The sequence below is a fragment of the Enterobacter sp. CPE_E1241 genome (assembly GCF_045618265.1).
In the GTDB taxonomy this organism is placed as follows: Bacteria; Pseudomonadota; Gammaproteobacteria; order Enterobacterales; family Enterobacteriaceae; genus Enterobacter; species Enterobacter adelaidei.
Map to the genome: position 1 here is coordinate 3,738,233 of NZ_JBIWYV010000001.1, position 24,359 is coordinate 3,762,591.

The following is a 24,359-nucleotide window of genomic DNA, read 5'->3' on the forward strand; positions in this document are numbered from 1 at the left end:
GAAAAACCCGCACAGCCCACCCTGCCCCGTTGTGCTCATCATCGGGGCAAAATCAATCTAAATTTCCCATATCTTGTATGGTTGAAACTTAGGATAACTACATCTAGTATCTCCTTTAGCAAGACACACAAATCTGACGCGTACATTCGCGCCGTGCTCTCATTTTAAATGGAAATACGAATCATGAGCATTATTATTTACACACGTAACGATTGCGTTCAGTGCCATGCGACTAAACGTGCGATGGAAAGCCGCGGGGTGGCATTTGAGATGGTGAATATCGACCAGCAGCCAGAAGCAGCCGATATCCTGCGCGCGCAGGGTTTTCGCCAGCTTCCGGTAGTGGTTGCCGGGGAAACCAGCTGGTCAGGTTTCCGTCCGGATATGATCAACCGCCTCGCCGCTCAGGCCGCCAGGGCATGAGCGGACTGGTTTTCTTCTCCAGCAGCTCGGAAAACACGCTCCGCTTTATCGAGCGCCTCGGGCTGCCTGCGACCCGCATTCCGCTGAACGAGCGAGAGCGGATCCAGGTAGAGGAACCTTACATACTGGTGGTGCCCAGCTATGGCGGCGGCGGTACGGCGGGGGCGGTTCCCCGCCAGGTGATCCGCTTTCTTAACGATCCCCATAACCGACAGCGTATTCGCGGCGTGATCGCGGCGGGTAATCGCAATTTCGGTGACGCCTTTGGTCGCGCCGGGGATGTCATCTCTCAAAAATGCGGCGTGCCGTACCTCTATCGTTTCGAACTGATGGGGACACAGCAGGACGTAGAGAACGTGCGTAAAGGAGTGAAGGAATTTTGGCAACGACAACCGCAGAACGGGTAATTCAGGCGACACCGGATTACCACGCATTAAACGCGATGCTTAACCTCTATGACCGCGAGGGGCACATCCAGTTTGGCAAAGACCACGAGGCAGTGGACGCCTTTTTCGCCGCCCATGTCCGCCCCAATAGCATAACGTTTGAAAGCCAGAATGCGCGGCTCGACTATCTGGTCAATGAAGGCTATTACGAAGAACGCGTCCTCACCCGTTATGATCGCACCTTCGTGGTGAGGTTGTTCGAACGCGCGCACGCCAGCGGTTTTCGTTTCCAGACCTTCCTCGGCGCGTGGAAGTATTACACCAGCTACACGCTGAAAACGTTCGACGGTAAACGCTACCTCGAAAGTTTTGAAGACCGCGTGGTGATGGTGGCGCTGACGCTGGCTCAGGGCGATGAAGCACTGGCTGAACGGCTGATGGCGGAGATCCTCTCCGGCCGCTTCCAGCCCGCCACACCGACCTTCCTTAACTGTGGCAAAGCCCAGCGCGGCGAGCTGGTTTCCTGCTTCCTGCTGCGTATCGAAGACAATATGGAGTCGATTGGTCGAGCGGTGAATTCAGCGCTGCAACTTTCCAAACGCGGTGGCGGCGTGGCGTTTTTGCTCTCTAACCTGCGTGAAGCCGGAGCGCCAATTAAGCGCATCGAAAACCAGTCCTCCGGCGTGATCCCGGTGATGAAAATGCTGGAAGATGCCTTCTCCTATGCCAATCAGCTCGGCGCACGCCAGGGCGCAGGCGCGGTGTATCTGCACGCGCATCATCCGGATATTCTGCGTTTTCTCGACACCAAACGCGAAAATGCCGATGAAAAAATCCGCATCAAAACGCTGTCGCTCGGCGTGGTGATCCCGGATATCACCTTTGCCCTCGCCAAAGAGAATGCCGACATGGCGCTGTTCTCGCCTTACGATATCGAGCGTATCTACGGGAAAGCGTTCGGGGATGTCGCTATCAGTGCGCTGTACGACGACCTGGTAGCCGACGAGCGCATTCGTAAAACCTACATCAACGCCCGCAATTTCTTCCAGACGCTTGCCGAAATTCAGTTTGAGTCCGGCTATCCATACATCATGTATGAAGATACGGTGAATCGCGCCAACCCGATTGCCGGCCGCATTAACATGAGCAACCTGTGCTCGGAGATTTTGCAGGTCAACAGCGCGTCGACCTATGATGAAAACCTGGACTACGCGGACATTGGCAAAGATATCTCCTGCAACCTCGGGTCGCTGAATATTGCCCACACCATGGATTCCCCGGATTTTGGCCGCACGGTTGAAACCGCCATTCGCGGGCTGACGGCGGTGTCAGACATGAGCCACATCCGCAGCGTGCCTTCTGTTGAAGCGGGAAATACCGCGTCGCACGCCATCGGTCTTGGGCAGATGAACCTGCACGGTTATCTGGCACGGGAAGGCATCGCCTACGGCAGCCCGGAAGGGCTGGATTTTACCAACCTCTATTTTTACACCATCACCTGGCATGCGCTGCATACCTCAATGATGCTGGCGCGCGAGCGCAACCAGCGCTTCGCCGGTTTTGAACAGTCGCGATACGCCAGTGGCGAATATTTTAGCCAGTATCTGGAAGGCGACTGGCAGCCAAAAACCGGGAAAGTACGCCAGCTATTTGCCCGTTCCGGTATCACCCTGCCCACGCGCGCGATGTGGCAACAGCTGCGTGATGACGTAATGCGGCACGGCATCTACAACCAGAACCTGCAGGCGGTGCCACCGACCGGCTCGATCTCTTACATCAACCATGCCACGTCGAGTATTCATCCGATTGTGTCGAAAATAGAGATCCGCAAGGAAGGCAAAACCGGGCGCGTTTATTACCCTGCTCCGTTTATGACCAACGACAACCTGGCGCTGTATCAGGACGCCTATGAAATCGGGCCGGAAAAGATTATCGACACCTACGCCGAGGCAACAAAACACGTGGACCAGGGGCTGTCGCTGACGCTCTTCTTCCCGGATACCGCCACCACCCGCGATATCAACAGGGCGCAGATTTATGCCTGGAAGAAAGGCATCAAGACGCTGTACTACATTCGCCTGCGTCAGCTTGCGCTGGAAGGCACCGAAATCGAAGGCTGCGTATCCTGCGCGCTGTAAGGAGAAAGGATGAAACTATCACGCGTGAGTGCCGTTAACTGGAATAAAATTCAGGACGATAAAGATCTGGAGGTGTGGAACCGGCTCACCAGCAACTTCTGGCTGCCGGAAAAGGTGCCGCTCTCCAACGATATCCCGGCCTGGCAAACGCTGAACCACGCCGAACAACAGCTGACAATCCGCGTTTTTACCGGACTCACGTTGCTGGACACCATCCAGAACACCGTGGGTGCGCCTGCCCTGATGACCGACGCGCTGACGCCACATGAAGAGGCGGTGATGTCGAACATCAGCTTTATGGAGGCGGTGCATGCTCGCTCCTACAGTTCGATTTTCTCCACACTGTGCCAGACCAAAGACGTGGATGCGGCGTATACCTGGAGCGAAGAGAGCGAGTCATTACAGCGCAAGGCGAATCTGGTGCTGGCGCATTATCAGGCTGATGAGCCGCTGAAGAAGAAGATCGCCAGTGTGTTTCTGGAATCTTTTCTTTTCTATTCCGGCTTCTGGCTGCCGATGTACTGGTCAAGCCGTGGCAAATTGACCAACACTGCTGATTTGATTCGCCTGATCATTCGCGATGAGGCGGTGCATGGGTATTACATTGGCTATAAGTATCAGAAAGGACTGGAGAAAGTCAGCGAGCAAAAGCGCGAGGAACTCAAAGGCTTCGCGCTCGATTTACTGATGGATTTGTACGATAACGAGCTGAGCTATACCGAGGAACTGTATGCCGGAACCGGCTGGGAGGAAGACGTGAAGGCGTTCCTCTGCTACAACGCCAACAAAGCGCTGATGAATCTCGGTTACGACGCGTTATTCCCACCAGAGATGGCGGAAGTGAACCCGGCGATCCTGGCGGCGCTGTCACCCAACGCTGACGAGAACCACGATTTCTTTTCCGGATCGGGCTCCTCGTATGTAATGGGTAAAGCAGTAGAGACAGAAGATGAGGACTGGGATTTTTAATCACCACTAACGTTCGTTAATTTAATATAAATAGATATTTTTCTCGTCACTATTTGCATAGCAACTACACTGTAATGTCCATGCCATATTCGCCTGAATTGCTCCATTTCAGGCGAAATTCCCCGATACCGCAACAAAAAATTGAGAAAAATTCAAATCACGCTCAGCCCTTTGCTCATGGGAAATTCAGCCGTTTCGCTTATGGCAAAATTCATACCATAAGCAAACCCAGGGTTGTCTCAGATTCTCAGTATGTTAGGGTTATGCCCGTTAACAATTTACCATGGTAATCATATCGGCATAAACAAATAACAGGACACTCTCTATTGCATGGCAATTAAATTAGAAGTGAAAAATCTTTATAAAGTATTTGGCGAGCACCCGCAGCGCGCATTCAAATATATTGAGAAAGGCCTTACGAAAGAGCAAATTCTGGAAAAAACCGGGCTATCGCTTGGCGTTAAAGACGCCAGTCTGGCCATTGAAGAAGGCGAGATTTTTGTCATCATGGGATTATCCGGTTCGGGTAAATCCACTATGGTTCGCCTTCTCAATCGCCTGATTGAACCCACCCGCGGACAGGTACTGATTGACGGCGTGGATATCGCCAGAATATCAGACGCCGAGCTTCGCGAGGTGCGCAGAAAGAAGATTGCAATGGTGTTCCAGTCATTCGCGCTGATGCCGCACATGACGGTGCTGGATAATACCGCTTTCGGCATGGAATTAGCCGGCACGCCGGCTCAGGAACGCCAGGAAAAAGCCCTTGATGCACTGCGTCAGGTAGGGCTGGAAAATTATGCTCATGCCTACCCGGATGAACTCTCCGGCGGTATGCGTCAGCGTGTGGGATTAGCCCGTGCATTAGCCATTAATCCAGACATATTATTAATGGATGAAGCCTTCTCAGCGCTAGATCCTTTAATTCGCACCGAGATGCAGGATGAGCTGGTAAAATTACAGGCCAAACATCAGCGTACGATTGTCTTTATTTCCCACGATCTCGATGAAGCGATGCGTATTGGCGATCGTATTGCCATTATGCAAAATGGCGAAGTCGTACAGGTCGGCACGCCGGATGAAATTCTCAATAATCCGGCGAATGATTATGTGCGAACCTTCTTCCGCGGCGTGGATATTAGCCAGGTCTTTAGCGCCAAAGATATTGCCCGCCGTACACCGAACGGCATTATCCGTAAAACGCCTGGATTTGGCCCACGCTCCGCACTGAAGCTGTTGCAGGATGAAGACCGGGAATACGGTTATCTGGTTGAACGCGGCAATAAATTTGTCGGCGTGGTTTCCATCGACTCCCTGAAAACCGCCCTGAGCGAAAACCAGGGAATTGATGCGGCGGTAATCGACACTCCGCTTGCCGTCGATGCCGAAACGCCGCTCAGCGAGTTGCTCTCTCACGTGGGTCAGGCGCCGTGCGCCGTACCCGTCGTCAGTGAAGAGCACCAGTACGTCGGCATCATCTCAAAACGCATGTTGCTGCAGGCTTTAGATCGCGAGGGGGCAAACAATGGCTGATCAATCAAACCCGTGGGGCACCACTGAGGCCGCAGACAGCGCGGCACAATCTGCCGATGCGTGGGGTTCCACGCCAGCACCTGCCGATGGCGGCGGCGCGGCAGACTGGCTCAATAGCGCACCGGCACCGGCGCCAGAACACTTCAACATCATGGACCCGTTCCACAAGACGCTGATCCCGCTGGACAGCTGGGTGACGGAAGGGATCGACTGGGTAGTCACCCATTTCCGTCCGGTATTCCAGGGGATCCGCGTCCCGGTAGATTACATTCTCAACGGCTTCCAGCAGCTGATGCTGGGCATGCCCGCGCCGGTGGCGATTGTGCTGTTTTCCCTGATCGCCTGGCAGTTTGGTAGTGCTGGTATGGGGATCGCCACGCTGATCTCGTTGATTGCGATTGGAGCCATTGGCGCGTGGTCGCAGGCGATGATCACCCTGGCACTGGTGCTGACCGCCCTGCTCTTCTGCATTGTCATCGGTTTGCCGATGGGGATCTGGCTGGCACGCAGCCCACGGGCGGCGAAGATCATTCGTCCATTGCTGGATGCGATGCAGACGACACCTGCATTCGTCTACCTGGTGCCTATCGTGATGCTGTTCGGCATCGGTAACGTGCCGGGCGTGGTGGTGACGATTATCTTCGCTCTGCCGCCGATTATTCGTCTGACCATTCTGGGGATTAATCAGGTCCCTGCCGACCTTATCGAAGCGTCACGCTCTTTCGGCGCCAGTCCGCGCCAGATGCTGTTTAAGGTTCAGCTTCCGCTGGCGATGCCGACCATCATGGCAGGCGTCAACCAGACGCTGATGCTGGCTCTGTCGATGGTGGTGATCGCCTCGATGATCGCCGTTGGCGGTCTGGGGCAGATGGTTCTGCGCGGCATCGGCCGTCTCGATATGGGGCTGGCTACCGTCGGCGGTGTCGGGATTGTGATCCTCGCCATTATTCTTGACCGCCTGACTCAGGCTGTCGGTCGTGATTCACGCAGTCGCGGCAACCGTCGCTGGTATACCACCGGCCCTGTCGGGTTACTCACCCGCCCATTCATAAAATAAGGAACAACGATGCGACATAGCGTACTTTTTGCCACAGCGTTTGCCACCCTTGTCTCCACCGGCACCTATGCGGCCGACCTGCCGGGCAAAGGCATTACCGTGCAACCGGTTCAGAGCACCATTTCGGAAGAGTCCTTCCAGACCCAGATAGTCAGCCGTGCGCTGGAGAAACTGGGCTATACGGTGAATACCGCCAGCGAAGTGGATTACAACGTTGGCTACACCTCGATTGCCTCCGGCGATGCCACCTTTACCGCCGTCAACTGGCAGCCACTGCATGACGATATGTATGCCGCCGCCGGGGGGGACAAGAAATTTTACCGCGAGGGCACCTTCGTGACCGGTGCGGCACAGGGTTATCTGATCGACAAGAAAACCGCCGATAAGTACCACATCACCAATATTGAACAGCTGAAAGATCCGAAGATCGCCAAACTGTTCGACACCAACGGTGACGGCAAAGCCGACATGATGGGCTGCTCACCGGGCTGGGGTTGTGAAGCGGTCATTAACCACCAGAACAAAGCCTATGATCTGGCAAAAACGGTCGATGTGAGCCACGGTAACTACTCGGCGATGATGGCCGACACCATTGCCCGTTTCAAAGAGGGCAAACCGGTTATCTACTACACCTGGACCCCGTACTGGGTCAGCGACGTGCTGAAACCGGGTAGAGACGTGGTGTGGCTGCAGGTACCGTTCTCCTCCCTGCCGGGTGAGCAGAAAGATATCGACACTAAACTGCCGAACGGTATGAACTACGGCTTCCCGGTAAACACCATGCATATCGTCGCCAACAAAGCCTGGGCGGAGAAAAACCCGGCGGCAGCGAAGCTGTTCTCAGTGATGAAACTGCCGCTGGCCGACATCAACGCTCAGAATGCCATGATGCATGCAGGTAAATCGTCCGAGGCTGATATCAAAGGTCATGTGGACGGCTGGATAAAAGCCCACCAGCAGCAGTTCGACGGCTGGGTGAAAGAGGCGCTTGAGGCGCAGAAGTAATATTCCGAATTCCCTCTCCACCCGGAGAGGGAACCTAAACCGCACAATACAACACCCAACACTCCCCCAACTTTCACAATCATTGGGTATGATGGTTTCCGGAAAAATAATCACTCAACTAATGATTTCTGAAACCAATGACCAAAACAACTCAAGGGCTTAGCCCCGCACTCATCCTTTTAATGTCCGTGGCAACGGGTCTGGCGGTTGCCAGCAACTATTACGCACAACCTCTGCTTGATACCATCGCCCGCGCGTTCAATCTCTCCGCCAGTTCCGCAGGCTTTATCGTCACCGCTGCACAGCTCGGCTATGCCGCCGGGCTGCTGTTCCTGGTGCCGCTGGGGGATATGTTTGAGCGCCGAATGTTAATTGTCTCCATGACCCTGCTGGCCGCCGGCGGGATGCTGATCACCGCCAGCAGCCAGTCATTAACAATGATGATTATCGGCACCGCGCTCACAGGGCTGTTCTCTGTTGTGGCGCAAATTCTGGTCCCGCTCGCCGCCACTCTCGCCTCCCCCGAAAAGCGCGGCAAAGTGGTGGGCACCATCATGAGTGGCTTGCTGCTGGGGATTTTACTGGCTCGTACCGTTGCAGGGTTGCTGGCAAGCCTCGGCGGCTGGCGCACCGTTTACTGGGTGGCGAGCGTATTGATGGTCGTGATGGCGCTGGCCCTGTGGCGCGGCCTGCCGAAGGTGAAGCAGGAGAATCACCTGAACTATCCGCAGCTTCTGGCCTCCGTTTTCAGTCTGTTTACGCAGGATAAACTCCTGCGCACTCGTGCCCTGCTGGGGTGTTTCACCTTCGCCAATTTCAGTATTTTGTGGACGTCGATGGCTTTTCTGCTGGCCGCTCCACCGTTTAACTATTCTGAAGCGACGATTGGTCTGTTCGGTCTGGCTGGCGCCGCTGGTGCTCTGGGTGCGCGTCCCGCTGGCGGGCTTGCCGATAAGGGCAAATCCCATCTGACCACCTCCGCAGGGCTGATTTTACTTCTGCTCTCCTGGGCGGCGATTTGGTATGGGCACGTCTCGGTACTGGCGCTAATCGTCGGTATTCTGGTGCTCGACCTCACCGTGCAGGGCGTTCACATCACCAATCAGACCGTGATCTATCGCGTGAAGCCTGAGGCACGTAACCGCCTGACGGCCGGATACATGACCAGCTACTTTATTGGCGGCGCAGCGGGTTCATTAATTTCCGCCTCTGCGTGGCAGCATGCGGGTTGGTCAGGCGTATGTGGAATTGGGGCTATCGTCGCCGCGCTGAACCTGCTTGTATGGTGGCGCGGTTACCATCGTCAGGATGCGATTAATTAAGTTTTACATTGCGTTGGGCCTCTTAGGGTATAAAGAGGCCCTTCAGTCTGTTAATGTAAACGTAATCATTTATCCCAGAAATTTTAATGTGGGTGACATATTTACAATCGGCATGAATAGTTCAGACCCCCGTCCTCACATCCTCTCTTCAGCGGGTTCACACCCTACGCTTTCTGTGCTCACCGGGTCACGGACTTACCCGGCGCTTTCTGATGGTGACATAAGTTTGGCGGATATAACCGCACAAATAATTCATTTACATTATTTGTCACTATCGTTACTATATCGGCTGTAATTAATGAGGTTATGCCCAAATGGATAGTTCGTTTACGCCCATTGAACAAATGCTTAAATTCCGCGCCAGTCGCCATGAGGACTTCCCGTATCAGGAAATCCTGCTGACTCGCCTGTGCATGCACATGCAGGGTAAGCTACTGGAAAACCGTAATAAAATGCTGAAAGCTCAAGGGATTAACGAGACGTTGTTTATGGCGTTGATTACGCTGGAGTCTCAGGAAAATCACAGTATTCAGCCTTCCGAACTGAGCTGCGCACTGGGCTCCTCCCGTACCAATGCGACCCGTATTGCTGATGAGCTGGAAAAACGCGGCTGGATTGAGCGCCGTGAAAGCGACAACGATCGCCGCTGCCTGCATCTGCAACTGACTGATAAAGGTCACCAGTTCCTGCAAGAGGTGCTGCCACCTCAGCACAATTGCCTGCATAAACTCTGGTCTGCCCTCAGCACCACCGAGCGTGACCAGCTTGAGCACATCACTCGCAAGCTGCTTACCCGTCTGGACCAGATGGATGAAGACGGCGCTATTCTTGAGGCGCTGCGCTAACGCGACGACACGCTCGAACATCCAGATTTAAAAAAGAAAACTGACAGGCCAGCACGTCACACTGCTGGCCTTTCTGACAACAGGTCGGCTCAGCCGATGTGAAAATAAGAAGATCGTGGAGAACAACAATGAGCGCAAATGCGGAGAGCACTACCCCGCAGCAACCGGCCAACAAGAAAGGCAAACGTAAGAGTGCCCTTCTTCTGTTGACCTTGCTCTTTATCATTATTGCCGTGGCATATGGGATCTATTGGTTTTTAGTATTGCGTCATGCTGAAGAGACAGACGACGCCTACGTGGCAGGGAACCAGGTACAGATTATGGCGCAGGTGTCGGGCAGCGTGACGAAAGTCTGGGCTGATAACACCGACTTTGTGCAAAAAGGCGATGTGTTGGTGACCCTCGATCCGACCGACGCCCAGCAGGCCTTTGAGAAAGCACAGACCGCGCTGGCCTCCAGCGTCCGTCAGACTCGCCAGCTGATGATCAACAGCAAACAGCTGCAGGCCAACATTGACGTGCAGAAAACCGCACTCGCCCAGGCGCAGAGCGACCTGAACCGCCGTGTTCCGCTCGGTACAGCCAACTTGATTGGCCGTGAAGAGCTGCAACATGCGCGCGATGCCGTTGCCAGTGCTCAGGCCCAGCTGGATGTGGCTATTCAACAGTACAACGCCAACCAGGCGATGGTGCTGGGTACCAGCCTGGAAAACCAGCCTGCCGTGCAACAGGCGGCGACAGAAGTCCGTAACGCATGGCTTGCCCTGCAGCGTACTAAAATCGTCAGCCCGATGACCGGCTATGTCTCCCGCCGTTCCGTACAGCCTGGAGCGCAGATTAGCCCGACCACACCGCTGATGGCCGTCGTTCCGGCAGACAATCTGTGGGTCGATGCTAACTTTAAAGAGACGCAGCTTGCCCATATGCGTATCGGCCAGGCGGCGACAGTTATCAGCGATATTTACGGCGATGACGTCAAGTACACCGGGAAAGTGGTGGGTCTGGATATGGGGACCGGCAGTGCCTTCTCCCTGCTGCCAGCACAGAATGCCACCGGTAACTGGATCAAAGTGGTTCAGCGCTTGCCTGTACGTATTGAGCTGGATCCAAAACAGCTCGCAGATCACCCGCTGCGTATCGGCCTCTCAACGCTGGTTACTGTGGATACCGCCAACCGCGAAGGTCAAATCCTGGCAAGCCAGGTGCGTAGCAGCCCGGCTTATGAAAGTAACGCCCGTGAAATTAGCCTCGATCCGGTCAACAAGCTGATCGATGACATCGTGAAGGCAAACGCTGGTTAATCCGAAGGTGAGCGTTATGCAACAGCAAAAGCCGCAAAAACCGTTGGAAGGCGCGCAGCTGGTCATTATGACCATCGCGCTGTCGCTGGCGACATTCATGCAGGTGCTGGACTCCACCATCGCAAACGTGGCGATCCCGACCATCGCCGGTAACCTTGGCTCGTCACTGAGCCAGGGGACCTGGGTAATTACCTCGTTTGGGGTGGCAAACGCCATCTCAATCCCCATTACCGGCTGGCTGGCGAAGCGCGTCGGTGAAGTGAAGCTGTTCCTGTGGTCGACAATTGCCTTTGTTCTCGCCTCCTGGGCGTGCGGCATGTCCACCAGCCTGACGATGCTGATTTTCTTCCGCGTCATTCAGGGGATTGTGGCCGGGCCGTTGATTCCCCTGTCACAGAGTTTACTGCTGAACAACTACCCACCCGCCAAACGCTCTATCGCGCTGGCGCTGTGGTCGATGACGGTGATCGTCGCGCCGATTTGTGGGCCTATCTTAGGCGGCTATATCAGCGATAACTATCACTGGGGCTGGATCTTCTTTATCAACGTACCGATTGGCGCCGTGGTAGTCATGATGACGTTGCAGTCGCTACGCGGCAGAGAAACCCGGACGGAACAGCGCCGTATCGACGCCATTGGTCTGGCATTGCTGGTTGTCGGCATCGGTAGCCTGCAGGTCATGCTCGACCAGGGCAAAGAGCTGGACTGGTTCAACTCCCGGGAGATCATCATCCTGACGATTGTCGCGGTGGTGTCGCTGAGCTTCCTGATTGTCTGGGAGTTAACCGACGATAACCCGATAGTCGACTTGTCGCTGTTTAAGTCACGAAACTTCACCATAGGCTGTCTGTGTATTAGCCTCGCCTACATGCTCTACTTCGGCGCTATTGTTCTGCTGCCGCAATTATTGCAGGAGGTATATGGCTATACCGCAACCTGGGCGGGTCTTGCCTCTGCGCCAGTTGGATTGATTCCGGTCCTGTTGTCGCCGATCATCGGCCGTTTCGCCCATAAGCTCGACATGCGCAGGCTGGTGACATTCAGCTTCATCATGTACGCCGTGTGCTTCTACTGGCGCGCGTATACGTTCGAACCGGGAATGGACTTTGGCGCCTCCGCGTGGCCGCAGTTTATCCAGGGCTTTGCCGTGGCCTGTTTCTTTATGCCGCTGACCACCATCACGCTTTCCGGTTTACCGCCTGAACGCATGGCGGCAGCATCGAGCTTGTCGAACTTTACGCGTACGCTGGCAGGCTCCATCGGGACCTCGATCACCACGACGCTGTGGACCAACCGTGAGTCGATGCACCATGCTCAGCTCACTGAAGCGGTGAACCCGTTCAACCCTAATTCTCAGCAGATGTATGCCCAGCTTCAGGGAATGGGAATGACGGAACAGCAGGCATCCGGCTGGATCGCCCAGCAGATCACCAGCCAGGGGCTGATTATCTCCGCAAACGAGATTTTCTGGGTGTCGGCCGGGATCTTCCTCGTCCTGCTGGGGCTGGTGTGGTTTGCCCGTCCACCGTTTGGTGCCGGTGGTGGAGGCGGTGGCGCGCACTAAAGCGCGTTGTCCAAAACGCGACAGTTATTGTCAGTTTCGATAAAGCAGCGCTCCTGAAATCCATTCACGATAGTGAAAAGACAACAGGAGCGCATCATGCTGAACACACCCGCCGACAAATACCAGCCTTATCCTCCCCTTTCACTGCCCGATCGTCGCTGGCCGGAGCAACGCATCACCCACGCGCCGCGCTGGCTCTCCACCGATTTACGTGACGGCAACCAGGCCCTGGCCGAGCCCATGGACAGCACGCGCAAGCTGCAGTTCTGGGAATTGCTGCTGAACTGCGGATTTAAAGAGATTGAAGTCGCCTTTCCTTCCGCCTCACAGACGGATTTCAACTTTGTTCGCCAGTTAATTGAAGAGAACCGCATCCCGGATGACGTCACCATTCAGGTGTTAACCCAGGCGCGGGAAGACCTGATCGTCCGCACCTTTGAATCGTTACGCGGCGCGAAACGGGCCACCGTCCATCTGTATAACGCCACCGCCCCGCTGTTCCGCCGCCTGGTGTTTGGCATGGAGAAAGCGCAAATCGTGGAGCTGGCAACACGCTCCACGCGGCTTATCCGCAAGCTCTGTGAAGAGAACCCGGAAACCCGCTGGCAGTACGAATACTCCCCGGAAACCTTCTGCTTTACCGAGCCGGAGTTTGCGCTGGAGATTTGTGAAGCCGTGGCAGAGATCTGGCAGCCCTGCAATGAGCGACCAATGGTGGTCAACTTACCCGCGACTGTCGAAGTCAGCACGCCGAACGTCTATGCCGATCAGATTGAGTATTTCTGTCGCCACTTCAGCCGCCGTAACGATGTCTGCATCAGCGTCCATCCGCATAACGACCGCGGTACGGGCGTCGCCAGCGCCGAGCTGGCCGTGATGGCCGGCGCCGACCGGGTAGAAGGGTGTCTGTTTGGCAACGGGGAACGTACGGGGAACGTCTGTCTGGTGACGCTGGCGATGAATCTCTACAGTCAGGGCGTTAACCCGAATCTCGACTTTAGCGAGATGAATCGGGTGGTGGAAGTGGTCGAAACCTGCAACCAGCTTCCCGTGCATCCGCGCCATCCATGGGCAGGACGACTGGCCTATACCGCCTTCTCCGGCTCACATCAGGACGCGATCAAAAAAGGCTTTGATGCCCGCAAGCCTGGCGAACGCTGGGAGATGCCTTACCTGCCTGTGGACCCGCAGGATATTGGCTGCACCTACGAAGCGGTGATCCGCGTGAACAGCCAGTCCGGGAAAAGCGGCAGCGCGTGGCTTATTGAACAGAACCATGGTCTGAAATTACCCCGCGCGCTGCAGCAGGATTTCAGTCAGCACGTACAGCAGGAAACGGATCGCCACGGAAAAGAGATGACGCAAAATGCACTGTGGCAACTGTTCCGTACCCGTTACGGCCTGGTGGCAACGCCACCATTTGCCCTGCAATCTTACCGCAGCGACAGCCAGCAGGACGGTCAGTTGTGTTTGACGGCAAGCGTCGCCACGCCAGGAGGAACGCGACAGCTGGAAGGTCAGGGTATTGGTTTGCTGTCCGCCGCTGCCAGCGGCCTGAGTCGCTGGGTCAACACGCCGTTTGTGATTAAGGATTACCACGAACATACCCTGGGTGAACGCAGTGACAGCCGCTCAGTGGCCTATATTCGCTGTTTGTTCCAGGACGGTTGCAGCCGCTGGGGCGTGGGTATCGACAGTGACGTCGCGCGCGCCTCTCTTCAGGCGCTCTTTAACGCCGTCAGTCGTTTTTAAAGTAATCGCTGGGAGAGACACCCATCACCCGACGAAACATCGCCGTAAAGGCACTGTGACTGCCGTAACCCAGTTCCAGTGCTACGCGTAGCACCGGCTGGCCCTGTGCCAGCCGCACTAACGCCTCCAGCAAGCGAGCCCTTCTCAGCCACTCAACGTAACGTAATCCTGTCTGCTGCTGAAAATGCCGGTTCATCGTGCGCTCGCTCATTCCAAGCGAACTCGCGGCCTGAAGGCTGTTCCAGCGATCTCCTGGTGACTGACGGATCTGCTGGCACAGGTGGCGTAACGGGGCGCTCTCCGGCTCAGGCAGATGAAATGGCAGCACAGGCATGATGCGAATTTCATCCAGAATGAGTTCATACACGCGCTCATCTCGACTCCCCGGCGAGTAAGATTCAGGCAGTGAGAGAGAGGCGAGGATCAGTTCGCGCAACAGTGGGGAGATCTGCACGATCTGGCACGCTGCGGGGAGATCGGCACGCGCCAGCGGATCGATAAACAGCGTGCGCGCCGCAACGTTACCGGTGATACGAAGCGAATGGCGCGTCCCCGCTGGTAGCCAGACGCCGCGGCCAGGAGGAACCACCCAACAACCGGATGCGGTATCAACCCGCACCACCCCGCTCAGAGCATGCAGCAGTTGCGCGCAGTCATGCTCATGCCAGGGTTCGCTGTCGCCATGAACATAATCATGGGCAAAAGGAACGAGGGGACGATGGGTAAAGGTGAACGTTGAGGTTGTGGTCATGGGGTTAAACAACCCTCGCTCTCCCCTCTCCCAACGGGAGAGGGAAAAGGCGCACTAGATGTGCAGTTCCTGCAGTTTTTCTTTCGGCAGAGCCAGCTCTTCATTGCTGTTCACGCGAACATCACGCTCAATGATGTGACGCGCAATTTCCTGTGCTTCTTCCAGAGAGTGCATCTGGTAAGTACCACACTGGTAAACGTTCAGCTCAGGGATTTGGTTCTGCTCTTTCACCTTCAGCACGTCTTCCATGGCTGCTTTCCAGGCATCTGCGACGCGTTTCTCTTCCGGCTGACCAATCAGGCTCATGTAAAAACCAGTACGGCAGCCCATCGGAGAGATATCAATGATCTCAACGCCGTTGCCGTTCAGGTGGTCACGCATAAAACCAGCGAACAGATGCTCCAGAGTGTGAATACCTTTCTCTGGCATCACTTCTTTATTTGGCACGCAGAAACGCAGATCGAAGACGGTGATCGTGTCGCCGTGCGGGGTGTGCATGGTCTTCGCCACGCGAACTGCAGGTGCTTCCATACGGGTATGGTCGACAGTAAAGCTATCTAATAACGGCATACGTCACCTCCGATAGTGATTTTTTTTAAAATAAACTGAACTCTTCTACAGAATGCGCGTCTGAGTATATGAAAGACGCGCATTTGTTATCATCATCCCTGAATTCAGAGATGTATATTTTGGCCACAGCGATGTGGCCTTTTTCTTTTCTGCTTAAGCCTGCTTCGCCAGAAACGCCTCAAACGACTCGGTATCCGCCGCTTCAACCTCTTTCTGACGCACAATAGACGCATCGCGTTCTGCTACAAAATCCGCTTCGCTCAGCACTTCTAACGGCTCCTGCATCAGCATCTCACGGTATTCTGCTCCGAGTGAACGCCCCGTGCCGCCAATGCCCTGATCGATCATTGAACGCAGAATGCGTGCTGAGAACGTCAGTTCCGGATTATCAAAACATTCCACCAGCTGGTCGCAGATCTGTTGATATGCGTCGCCACCGTCGATGCTGTCCATTGTCCGGGCGACACGTTTAAGGTCACGGAACAGATCTTTACCGACTTTCGTCAGCGGGAACTGTGCTGTTTCGCAGCCAATGCCCAGCGTCAGACCCGGTTTACGGCCTTCCAGAATTACGCGGTTCCAGTTTGTACGGGTACAAAGCAGCTCGTCTGAACTCATTTCAGGCGCATCCGCCAGAACGCACCAGACCATAAACAGATCCAGGAAGCGAATCTGCTGCTCGTCAACACCAATCGGTGAGAACGGGTTGATATCCAGCGAGCGCACTTCAATGTATTCGATCCCGCCGCGCTGCAGCGCGTCCGACGGTGTTTCACCGCTGCGCGTCACGCGCTTAGGACGAATTGGCGCGTACAGTTCATTCTCAATCTGCAGCACATTGCTGTTGATTTGCAGACGCTTGCCGTCTTTCTCGAGGCCGATTTTCTCGTACTCTTCCGACGGGGTTTTGATCGCCCGCTTCAATCCTGCCACATATTCGTGCAATTCGTTAAACGTAATACCGAGATTGCTTTGCGATTTATTGGTATAGCCAAGATCGCTCAGGCGCAAGGAAGTCGCGTACGGCAGATAGTACATCCCGCACTCGGTTTTCTCGAACGGCAGCGTAGTCGGTTTCCCCTGCAGGAACGATGAGCAAATGGCAGGCGACGCACCAAACAGGTACGGAATCACCCAGCCGAAACGATAATAGTTGCGGATCAGGCGGAAGTAGCCCGCAGAGATCGCGTCCTTATCCGTTTCATCACATTTCGCCTGCCAGAACGCCATGGGCAAAGAGAAATTGTAATGCACACCAGAGATGGTCTGCATTAACGCGCCATAGCGGTTTTTCAGTCCCTCACGATAGAGCGTTTTGAGCCGGCCAATATTTGATGTGCCATATTGAGCCAGCTCGATCTCCTGGCCTTGCTCGATATAACACGGCATGCTGAGGGGCCACATACGCTCATCGCCCAGATTGCGCGCGGTATAGCGATGAATGTCGCGCAAGATCGTCAGCATATGATCAATATCACCCTCTACCGGAGTGATGAACTCCAGCAGCGCTTCAGCGAAATCGGTTGTGATCCATTTATGTGTCAGCGCCGAGCCTAACGCCTTCGGGTGACCCGTCGTCGCTAAACTGCCGTCCGCGTTTACGCGTAGCGTTTCACGCTCAAGACCACGCTGAATACCCTTCAATGCCTGAGGGTGGTTTTCCAGCCAGGCCAGCGCCTGAGATACGTCCGGGATCAAATTGACCTCCCGCCTGTCAAAGTAATGTTACTCAGCATAATTGTAATGGTTGACGATTGAAGGTCGCGTATTCATTCCACCAATTAGTGCCACCACGTCATACCCTGCAGAGTTGCCCATGCCACGAGAACATATCGCAACGCCTTGCCAAGGCACAAAAAAAAGAGCACCGGTCCCCAGGAGATGCGCATCCATCCCGCCAGCAGACACAGTAAATCACCTATTACAGGCATCCAGCTTAATAACAGCGTGGCAGCGCCATAGCGTTTTAGCCAGCCGACTGCCTTTTCCTGCCAGCGCGATTTTTCGCGCAGCGGAAAGAAACGCCCAAGAATAACGTTAGTCAGCCCTCCAAGGCTATTACCCATTGTTGCTATTAACACAAGCAACCAGGGCTGACTCACGCCGGACAACAGCATCGCCACCAGCACCACTTCCGAATTGCCCGGTAAGAGCGTGGCGCTTAAAAAACTGCTGGCGAATAATGAAGCAAGCGACAGCGCGTCACTCACAGTAAGCGCACATCCACCGCGGCCATGCCAGCATCACGTGCGGCCTGAATACCGAAATCAGCATCTTCAAACACGACGCATTTTGCCGCCGGTACACCCATTAATTCTGCGCAGAGCAGGAAGGTATCTGGTGCGGGCTTGTGATTTTTAACATGATCGGCGGCAACCACGGCAGAAAAATAGTGGCGCAGGCCAAGATGATTGAGCAAAGCCTCTGCAATAGCGCTTTCGCTGCCCGTCCCCACCGACATCGGGCGACGTCCGTGCCACGCTTTCACGACATCAATTAGCGGCAGCGGGCGTACGGTATCTAAAAGCATGGCTTTTACTGCATCGGTTTTTTCACGGGCGAGCAGGTGCGGGTCGAGATCGGCCTGATTCATTTCAATCACGGCCTGTGCAATACGCCAGGTTGGGGATCCGTTAAGGGCAATCATCGCCTGAAGGTCGAAACGCATACCGTAGCGGCCCAGGACATCAGTCCACGCTTGACGATGCGTAGGCTCGGTATCAAGGATGGTGCCATCCATATCGAAGATCAGACCGTCATACTGTGCGTACATCGTGCTCTCGCTAAACGATTAACAAAGCATTACTTTATCGTAAAAGGTGATTTTTGTCGCTGACTGAGAGTGTGATTGCTGACGGAACGTCGAAGGAATAAACAAAGAAGGAAAAGATGGTGCATCCGGGAGGATTACTCGGCTGCGCCTCGCCCTGCGGGCCGTTGCTGAAGCAACGTTATCCTCCCTGGTGCTCGCGATTAACTCGCAAACCTTGAAACAACAGCGTAGCTATTATCTCGGAGAATATGGTGCATCCGGGAGGATTCGAACCTCCGACCGCTCGGTTCGTAGCCGAGTACTCTATCCAGCTGAGCTACGGATGCATCGGGAAATGCTTTCAGAAACAGTAAAATGGTGCATCCGGGAGGATTCGAACCTCCGACCGCTCGGTTCGTAGCCGAGTACTCTATCCAGCTGAGCTACGGATGCATCAGGGTACTGCTTTCAGAAATAGTAAATGGTGCATCCGGGAGGATTCGAACCTCCGACCGCTCGGTTCGTAGCCGAGTACTCTATCCAGCTGAGCTACGGATGCATCGGGATTTACTATTGTACTACTCGATATTCATATCACTTCGAAAGCAATATGAAGTAATAGATGGTGCATCCGGGAGGATTCGAACCTCCGACCGCTCGGTTCGTAGCCGAGTACTCTATCCAGCTGAGCTACGGATGCAAAATGGCGGTGAGGCGGGGATTCGAACCCCGGATGCAGCTTTTGACCGCATACTCCCTTAGCAGGGGAGCGCCTTCAGCCTCTCGGCCACCTCACCACACAACGCCTCTTTCGAGTGCTTCGAGTAACTCGTTAAGAGCTTCTCGTCGCTGCGTGGCGCATATATTACTTTCTGGGACTTATAAGTCAAACAATTTTCCAAAAGCTTTTATCGTTTGCACAAATCACACGCAATTCGCATGTAAAAGCCGCAAAGAGGGTGTTTTATAAGCGGATTTTGCAGGTATCTTCACAGAAAACCTATGCAGAAATGGTGGCATCAGGACGAGTTAAGAGTAACGGAGTGGTTAAAAAGAGAGCAACTGAAATTAAACGGTAACTTTGGGCAGGAAAAATGACAGGAGGGTTGCGTCTCGCCCGACAGCGAGACGCGACAATATCAGTAACTGGACTGCTGGGATTTTTCAGCCTGGATACGCTGGTAGATCTCTTCACGGTGGACAGATACTTCTTTAGGAGCGTTAACACCAATACGTACCTGGTTACCCTTTACCCCTAAAACTGTCACGGTGACCTCATCCCCAATCATGAGGGTCTCACCAACTCGACGAGTCAGAATCAGCATTCTTTGCTCCTTGAAAGATTAAAAGAGTCGGGTCTCTTGTATCCCGGCATTATCCATCATATAACGCCAAAAAGTAAGCGATGACAAACACGTAAAGTGTAAGCAGTCACGGCATCACATTCTGTTAAATGTAAGTTTAGCCGATATACACAAACTCAACCTGACTTTATCGTTATCGATAGCACAGTGAACAAGACGCCATAACGTTACTGCTATGGCGTCTGCTTGTGCTTTGTAATTATTACAGTTTCGCGCTTACCCAGCTTTCAACGCTGGCCAAAGCTTGAGGAAGTGCCGCCGCATCCGTACCACCGGCTTGCGCCATGTCTGGACGACCACCACCCTTGCCGCCCACCTGCTGGGCAACCATACCAATCAGTTCCCCTGCTTTTACGCGGTCAGTCACATCCTTAGAGACCCCCGCAATCAGAGAAACCTTACCTTCTGCCACTGTCGCCAGCACGATAACGGTAGAACCAAGCTGGTTCTTGAGATCGTCGACCATAGTACGCAGCATCTTAGGCTCAACGCCCGCCAGATCGCTGACCAGCAGTTTGACGCCCTTAATGTCTACAGCTTTGCTAGAGAGGTTTGCACTCTCCTGCGCCGCAGCCTGCTCTTTCAGCTGCTGCAGCTCTTTTTCCAGCTGACGCGTGCGATCCAGCGCAACGCGCACTTTCTCGCCCAGGTTCTGGCTATCGCCTTTAAGCAGCTGTGCGATGTCGTGCAGCTGATCGCTCTGCGCATGCAGGCTGGCAATCGCACCTTCACCGGTCACCGCTTCGATACGACGCACGCCTGCCGCCGTACCCGACTCGGAAACAATGCGGAACAGGCCGATGTCACCAGTGCGCGATGCGTGAGTACCACCGCACAGTTCAGTCGAGAAGTCGCCCATGCTCAGCACACGAACACGCTCGTCATATTTCTCACCAAACAGCGCCATCGCACCTTTTTTCTTCGCATCCTCAAGATCCATGATGTGGGTCTCGATTGGCAGGTTACGACGGATCTGCGCGTTCACCAGATCTTCCACCGCGCGGATTTCAGACGGTTTCATCGCTTCAAAATGCGAGAAGTCGAAACGCAGCACTTTGTCGTTAACCAGAGAACCTTTCTGTGCAACGTGGGTACCGAGTACGTCGCGCAGGGCAGCATGCATCAGGTGAGTTGCAGAGTGGTTCAGACGAATGCGCGCGCGGCGAGCTTCATCCACATTAGCCTGTACGCCCTCACCCACTTTCAGAGAACCGGAAACCAGTTTGCCCTGATGACCAATCGCCTGGCCGTATTTCTGGGTGTCGCTTACGCTGAAGCTGAAACCATTGCCTTTCAGTTCGCCTTTATCGCCAACCTGACCACCAGATTCCGCATAGAACGGTGTTTTGTCCAGAATGACAACCGCATCCTGACCTGCGCTGATGCTGTCTACGGCTTTACCGTCAACAAACAGGGCGGTCACTTTGCCGGTCAGTTCCAGCGCTTCATAACCTTTGAATTCAGACGCGCTGTCAACGCGGATCATCGCGTTGTAGTCTGCACCGAAACCGCTGGACTCACGCGCACGACGACGCTGCTCTTCCATCGCGGCTTCGAAGCCCGCTTCGTCAACTTTGATGTTGCGCTCGCGACAAACGTCCGCCGTCAGGTCAACCGGGAAACCGTAGGTGTCGTACAGGCGGAAAGCGGTTTCGCCGTCCAGCGTGTCACCCTTAAGGTTTGCCAGTTCTTCGTCCAGCAGCGCCAGACCGCGCTCCAGCGTACGGGCAAACTGCTCTTCTTCGGTTTTCAGAACCTGCTCTACCTGCGCCTGCTGGCGTTTCAGCTCATCACCGGCAGCACCCATCACGCCAATCAGTGGCCCAACGAGCTTATAGAAGAAGGTGTCCTTCGCGCCCAGCATGTTGCCGTGACGGATAGCACGACGAATGATACGACGCAGCACGTAGCCACGGTTTTCATTCGACGGGATAACGCCGTCGGCAATCAGGAACGCACAGGAACGAATATGGTCCGCGATAACGCGCAGGGATTTGTTGTTCAGGTCGGTCGCGCCGGTCACTTCCGCAACGGCTTTGATCAGGGTGCTGAACAGGTCAATCTCGTAGTTGGAGTTAACGTGCTGCAGAACCGCAGCAATACGCTCCAGACCCATACCGGTATCAACGGAAGGCTTCGGCAGCGGCTCCATTGTACCGTCAGCCTGACGGTTGAACTGCATAAAGACGATGTTCCAGATCTCAATGTAGCGATCGCCATCTTCTTCCGGACTGCCTGGAGGGCCACCCCAGATGTGGTCGCCATGATCGTAGAAGATCTCGGTGCACGGACCGCAAGGACCGGTGTCACCCATCTGCCAGAAGTTGTCAGACGCGTAAGGTGCGCCTTTGTTATCACCGATGCGAATAATACGTTCGCGCGGGATACCGACTTCTTTTTCCCAGATTTCGTAGGCTTCGTCATCGGTTTCATAGACGGTAACCCACAGACGCTCTTTCGGCAGGTTGAACCAGTTTTCACCGGTCAGCAGTTCCCACGCATATTGAATGGCATCGTGTTTGAAATAGTCGCCGAAGCTGAAGTTGCCCAGCATTTCGAAGAAGGTGTGGTGACGCGCGGTGTAACCGACGTTTTCCAGGTCGTTGTGTTTACCGCCCGCACGTACGCAACGCTGTGACGTTGTAGCACGGGAATAATTACGCTTGTCGAGACCAAGGAACACATCCTTGAACTGGTTCATCCCGGCGTTGGTAAACAGTAAAGTCGGGTCGTTATTTGGTACCAGGGAGCTGCTGGCAACAACCTGGTGTCCCTTACTATGGAAAAAATCGAGAAACGCCTGACGGATCTCAGCGGTGCTCTTGCTCATAATTATCCTGAAATCAAGCTAACGAAATGTCGTAGCAAGCCTGTATCTGTAAACAGTTGGACAGACCAGCTACTGGAAAAAGTGGGAATAAGATAAGTTTTCTTTAGTGGGAAGTAAAATCCCGCATGCGTTCAATCGGCAAAATTACGCCAGATATCCTGAATATCTTCCATCAGGAAGCCACGGTAGAGCAAAAAGCGTTGGATTTTCACTTTTTCTGAAAAATCACGCGGCAGGGGTTCACCGTATTTCCGAATCGCCTGTTCTTTTGCCAGCTCGCACCAGTCGGTATCGCATTCTCGCATGGCTTTTTCAATGGACTCGCGGGCTACTCCTTTCTGGTTCAGCTCCTGACGTATGCGCGCGGGGCCGTATCCTTTCCGACCACGGCTGGCGAGAAACCGGGAAGCGAAGCGCTCATCATCCAGATAGTGATGCTCGTAGCACCAGGCAATCACGCGTTCGTAATCTTCCGCCGTGGCATCAATCTCTTCCGGGCCATTTTTGCTCATTACGGGAGCCGACAGTTTTCGCCGCAACTCTTGCTCACTGTGATCACGAACAGCAAGGATACGTACTGCCCGGTCCAGTAAGCGCGCGTACGCGGGTCGACGTGGGGTAGGTTCACTCATAAAAAACCTGCTGGTTCAGAAATGCAAAAAGGGCCGCATCAGCAGCCCTTCGTCTTTATACGAAGCATTAAAAATCTTCGTTGGTTTCTTCAGCATCCACGCTATCAACTGCGAAGTCGGGTGTGGAGTCCTGATTGTTCAGCAGAAGCTCACGCACTTTCTTCTCAATTTCTTTCGCCGCAGCCGGGTTCTCTTTCAGCCAGGAGATCGCATTTGCTTTGCCCTGACCAATTTTGTCACCGTTATAGCTATACCAGGCGCCCGCTTTTTCAATCAGCTTCTCTTTCACGCCCAGTCAACCAGCTCACCGAAGAAGTTAATCCCTTCGCCGTAGAGAATCTGGAATTCAGCCTGTTTAAACGGCGCGGCAATTTTGTTCTTCACAACCTTCACGCGGGTTTCGCTTCCGACGACGTTCTCACCTTCTTTTACCGCACCGATACGGCGGATATCAAGACGGACAGACGCGTAGAATTTCAGCGCGTTACCACCGGTGGTGGTTTCCGGGTTACCGAACATTACACCAATTTTCATACGGATCTGGTTAATGAAGATCAGCAGCGTATTGGACTGTTTCAGGTTACCGGCCAGCTTACGCATTGCCTGGCTCATCATACGTGCCGCGAGGCCCATGTGAGAGTCACCGATTTCGCCTTCGATTTCGGCTTTTGGCGTCAGTGCGGCAACGGAGTCGACCACGATAACGTCAACAGCACCAGAACGCGCCAGCGCGTCACAAATTTCCAGCGCCTGTTCACCGGTGTCCGGCTGAGAACAGAGCAGGTTGTCGATATCAACGCCCAGTTTGCGAGCATAAACAGGGTCCAGCGCGTGCTCGGCATCGATAAATGCACAGGTTTTACCTTCACGCTGTGCCGCAGCGATAACCTGCAGCGTCAGCGTCGTTTTACCTGAGGACTCTGGTCCGTAGATTTCTACGATACGGCCCATCGGCAGACCGCCAGCGCCCAGTGCGATATCCAGAGAAAGCGAACCGGTGGAGATGGTTTCCACGTCCATGGAACGGTCTTCACCCGGGCGCATGATGGAGCCTTTACCGAATTGCTTTTCGATCTGGCCCAGTGCTGCCGCCAACGCTTTCTGTTTGTTTTCGTCGATAGCCATTATTACTCCTGTCATGCCGGGAGAAGCAACTCTGCTTCAC

The 24,359-nt window shown here is 54.4% G+C and carries 20 protein-coding genes, 5 tRNA genes and 1 pseudogene; 12 read left to right on the forward strand and 14 right to left on the reverse strand.

All coding sequences use genetic code 11. The features are described 5' to 3' along the window. Window positions 1-183 precede the first annotated feature (183 nt). From nrdH to leuA, 12 genes are all read left to right on the forward strand, one after another. The gene (nrdH, locus tag ACJ9Y9_RS18280) at window positions 184-423 is read left to right on the forward strand and encodes a glutaredoxin-like protein NrdH (protein WP_028016793.1); all 240 of its coding nucleotides are present in this window, start codon (window positions 184-186) and stop codon (window positions 421-423) included. Next, complete coding sequence (gene nrdI / locus ACJ9Y9_RS18285) at window positions 420-830, forward strand: class Ib ribonucleoside-diphosphate reductase assembly flavoprotein NrdI (protein WP_028016794.1); 411 nt, start codon at window positions 420-422, stop codon at window positions 828-830. The genes nrdH and nrdI overlap by 4 nt, the downstream gene beginning before the upstream one ends. Continuing rightward, window positions 803-2,947, forward strand: a complete 2,145-nt coding sequence (gene nrdE, locus ACJ9Y9_RS18290; protein WP_028016795.1) for a class 1b ribonucleoside-diphosphate reductase subunit alpha — start codon at window positions 803-805, stop codon at window positions 2,945-2,947. The genes nrdI and nrdE overlap by 28 nt, the downstream gene beginning before the upstream one ends. A gap of 9 nt (window positions 2,948-2,956) precedes the next feature. After that, window positions 2,957-3,916 carry a class 1b ribonucleoside-diphosphate reductase subunit beta gene (gene nrdF / locus ACJ9Y9_RS18295; RefSeq protein ID WP_028016796.1) on the forward strand — a complete coding sequence of 320 codons (960 nt, stop codon included), beginning with the start codon at window positions 2,957-2,959 and terminating at the stop codon, window positions 3,914-3,916. A gap of 330 nt (window positions 3,917-4,246) precedes the next feature. Continuing rightward, window positions 4,247-5,449, forward strand: a complete 1,203-nt coding sequence (gene proV, locus ACJ9Y9_RS18300) for a glycine betaine/L-proline ABC transporter ATP-binding protein ProV (protein ID WP_028016797.1) — start codon at window positions 4,247-4,249, stop codon at window positions 5,447-5,449. Beyond that, the gene (proW, locus tag ACJ9Y9_RS18305; protein ID WP_028016798.1) at window positions 5,442-6,506 is read left to right on the forward strand and encodes a glycine betaine/L-proline ABC transporter permease ProW; all 1,065 of its coding nucleotides are present in this window, start codon (window positions 5,442-5,444) and stop codon (window positions 6,504-6,506) included. Before proV ends, proW begins: the two co-directional genes overlap by 8 nt. 9 nt (window positions 6,507-6,515) lie before the next feature. Then, complete coding sequence (proX, locus tag ACJ9Y9_RS18310) at window positions 6,516-7,511, forward strand: glycine betaine/L-proline ABC transporter substrate-binding protein ProX (protein WP_028016799.1); 996 nt, start codon at window positions 6,516-6,518, stop codon at window positions 7,509-7,511. Between the two features lie 137 nt (window positions 7,512-7,648). Then, entirely contained in the window at window positions 7,649-8,833 is a 1,185-nt protein-coding gene (locus ACJ9Y9_RS18315; protein ID WP_028016800.1) for an MFS transporter, read from the forward strand. Between the two features lie 314 nt (window positions 8,834-9,147). After that, complete coding sequence (gene mprA / locus ACJ9Y9_RS18320; protein ID WP_028016801.1) at window positions 9,148-9,678, forward strand: transcriptional repressor MprA; 531 nt, start codon at window positions 9,148-9,150, stop codon at window positions 9,676-9,678. Between the two features lie 128 nt (window positions 9,679-9,806). Then, window positions 9,807-10,979, forward strand: coding sequence for a multidrug efflux MFS transporter periplasmic adaptor subunit EmrA (gene emrA, locus ACJ9Y9_RS18325; RefSeq protein WP_028016802.1), 1,173 nt, complete (start codon window positions 9,807-9,809; stop codon window positions 10,977-10,979). Window positions 10,980-10,995: 16 nt separating this feature from the next. After that, the gene (emrB, locus tag ACJ9Y9_RS18330) at window positions 10,996-12,543 is read left to right on the forward strand and encodes a multidrug efflux MFS transporter permease subunit EmrB (protein ID WP_028016803.1); all 1,548 of its coding nucleotides are present in this window, start codon (window positions 10,996-10,998) and stop codon (window positions 12,541-12,543) included. A gap of 96 nt (window positions 12,544-12,639) precedes the next feature. Next, window positions 12,640-14,295 (forward strand): 2-isopropylmalate synthase, encoded by a 1,656-nt coding sequence (gene leuA / locus ACJ9Y9_RS18335; protein ID WP_028016804.1) that lies wholly within the window; start codon window positions 12,640-12,642, stop codon window positions 14,293-14,295. On the opposite strand, the gene ACJ9Y9_RS18340 is transcribed toward leuA, so the two are convergent. From ACJ9Y9_RS18340 to recA, 14 genes and pseudogenes are all read right to left on the reverse strand, one after another. After that, the gene (locus ACJ9Y9_RS18340) at window positions 14,282-15,046 is read right to left on the reverse strand and encodes a helix-turn-helix domain-containing protein (protein WP_028016805.1); all 765 of its coding nucleotides are present in this window, start codon (window positions 15,044-15,046) and stop codon (window positions 14,282-14,284) included. The two genes, leuA and ACJ9Y9_RS18340, sit on opposite strands and share 14 nt — an antisense overlap. Window positions 15,047-15,100: 54 nt before the next feature. Next, complete coding sequence (gene luxS / locus ACJ9Y9_RS18345) at window positions 15,101-15,616, reverse strand: S-ribosylhomocysteine lyase (protein ID WP_008499539.1); 516 nt, start codon at window positions 15,614-15,616, stop codon at window positions 15,101-15,103. A 153-nt stretch (window positions 15,617-15,769) separates the two neighbouring features. After that, window positions 15,770-17,314 (reverse strand): glutamate--cysteine ligase, encoded by a 1,545-nt coding sequence (gene gshA / locus ACJ9Y9_RS18350; protein WP_028016806.1) that lies wholly within the window; start codon window positions 17,312-17,314, stop codon window positions 15,770-15,772. Between the two features lie 83 nt (window positions 17,315-17,397). Next, the gene (locus tag ACJ9Y9_RS18355) at window positions 17,398-17,826 is read right to left on the reverse strand and encodes a YqaA family protein (RefSeq protein WP_008499541.1); all 429 of its coding nucleotides are present in this window, start codon (window positions 17,824-17,826) and stop codon (window positions 17,398-17,400) included. After that, window positions 17,823-18,389 carry a fructose-1-phosphate/6-phosphogluconate phosphatase gene (gene yqaB / locus ACJ9Y9_RS18360; RefSeq protein ID WP_028016807.1) on the reverse strand — a complete coding sequence of 189 codons (567 nt, stop codon included), beginning with the start codon at window positions 18,387-18,389 and terminating at the stop codon, window positions 17,823-17,825. Before yqaB ends, ACJ9Y9_RS18355 begins: the two co-directional genes overlap by 4 nt. 249 nt (window positions 18,390-18,638) lie before the next feature. Then, window positions 18,639-18,715, reverse strand: a tRNA-Arg gene (locus ACJ9Y9_RS18365). 29 nt (window positions 18,716-18,744) lie between these two features. Next, window positions 18,745-18,821: transfer RNA gene (locus tag ACJ9Y9_RS18370), tRNA-Arg, on the reverse strand. 29 nt (window positions 18,822-18,850) lie between these two features. After that, a tRNA-Arg gene (locus tag ACJ9Y9_RS18375) sits at window positions 18,851-18,927 on the reverse strand. 64 nt (window positions 18,928-18,991) lie between these two features. After that, window positions 18,992-19,068: transfer RNA gene (locus tag ACJ9Y9_RS18380), tRNA-Arg, on the reverse strand. A gap of 4 nt (window positions 19,069-19,072) precedes the next feature. Then, window positions 19,073-19,165: transfer RNA gene (locus tag ACJ9Y9_RS18385), tRNA-Ser, on the reverse strand. Between the two features lie 342 nt (window positions 19,166-19,507). Next, a complete protein-coding gene (gene csrA, locus ACJ9Y9_RS18390) occupies window positions 19,508-19,693 on the reverse strand; it encodes a carbon storage regulator CsrA (protein ID WP_000906486.1) in 186 nt (61 codons plus the stop codon). A 241-nt stretch (window positions 19,694-19,934) separates the two neighbouring features. Beyond that, window positions 19,935-22,562: an alanine--tRNA ligase gene (gene alaS, locus ACJ9Y9_RS18395; protein ID WP_028016808.1), complete on the reverse strand. Its 2,628-nt coding sequence runs from the start codon at window positions 22,560-22,562 to the stop codon at window positions 19,935-19,937. A 131-nt stretch (window positions 22,563-22,693) separates the two neighbouring features. Then, window positions 22,694-23,194, reverse strand: a complete 501-nt coding sequence (gene recX, locus ACJ9Y9_RS18400) for a recombination regulator RecX (RefSeq protein ID WP_028016809.1) — start codon at window positions 23,192-23,194, stop codon at window positions 22,694-22,696. A gap of 67 nt (window positions 23,195-23,261) precedes the next feature. Next, window positions 23,262-24,319 (reverse strand): annotated as a pseudogene (gene recA, locus ACJ9Y9_RS18405) (recombinase RecA). Between the last annotated feature and the right edge of the window lie 40 nt (window positions 24,320-24,359).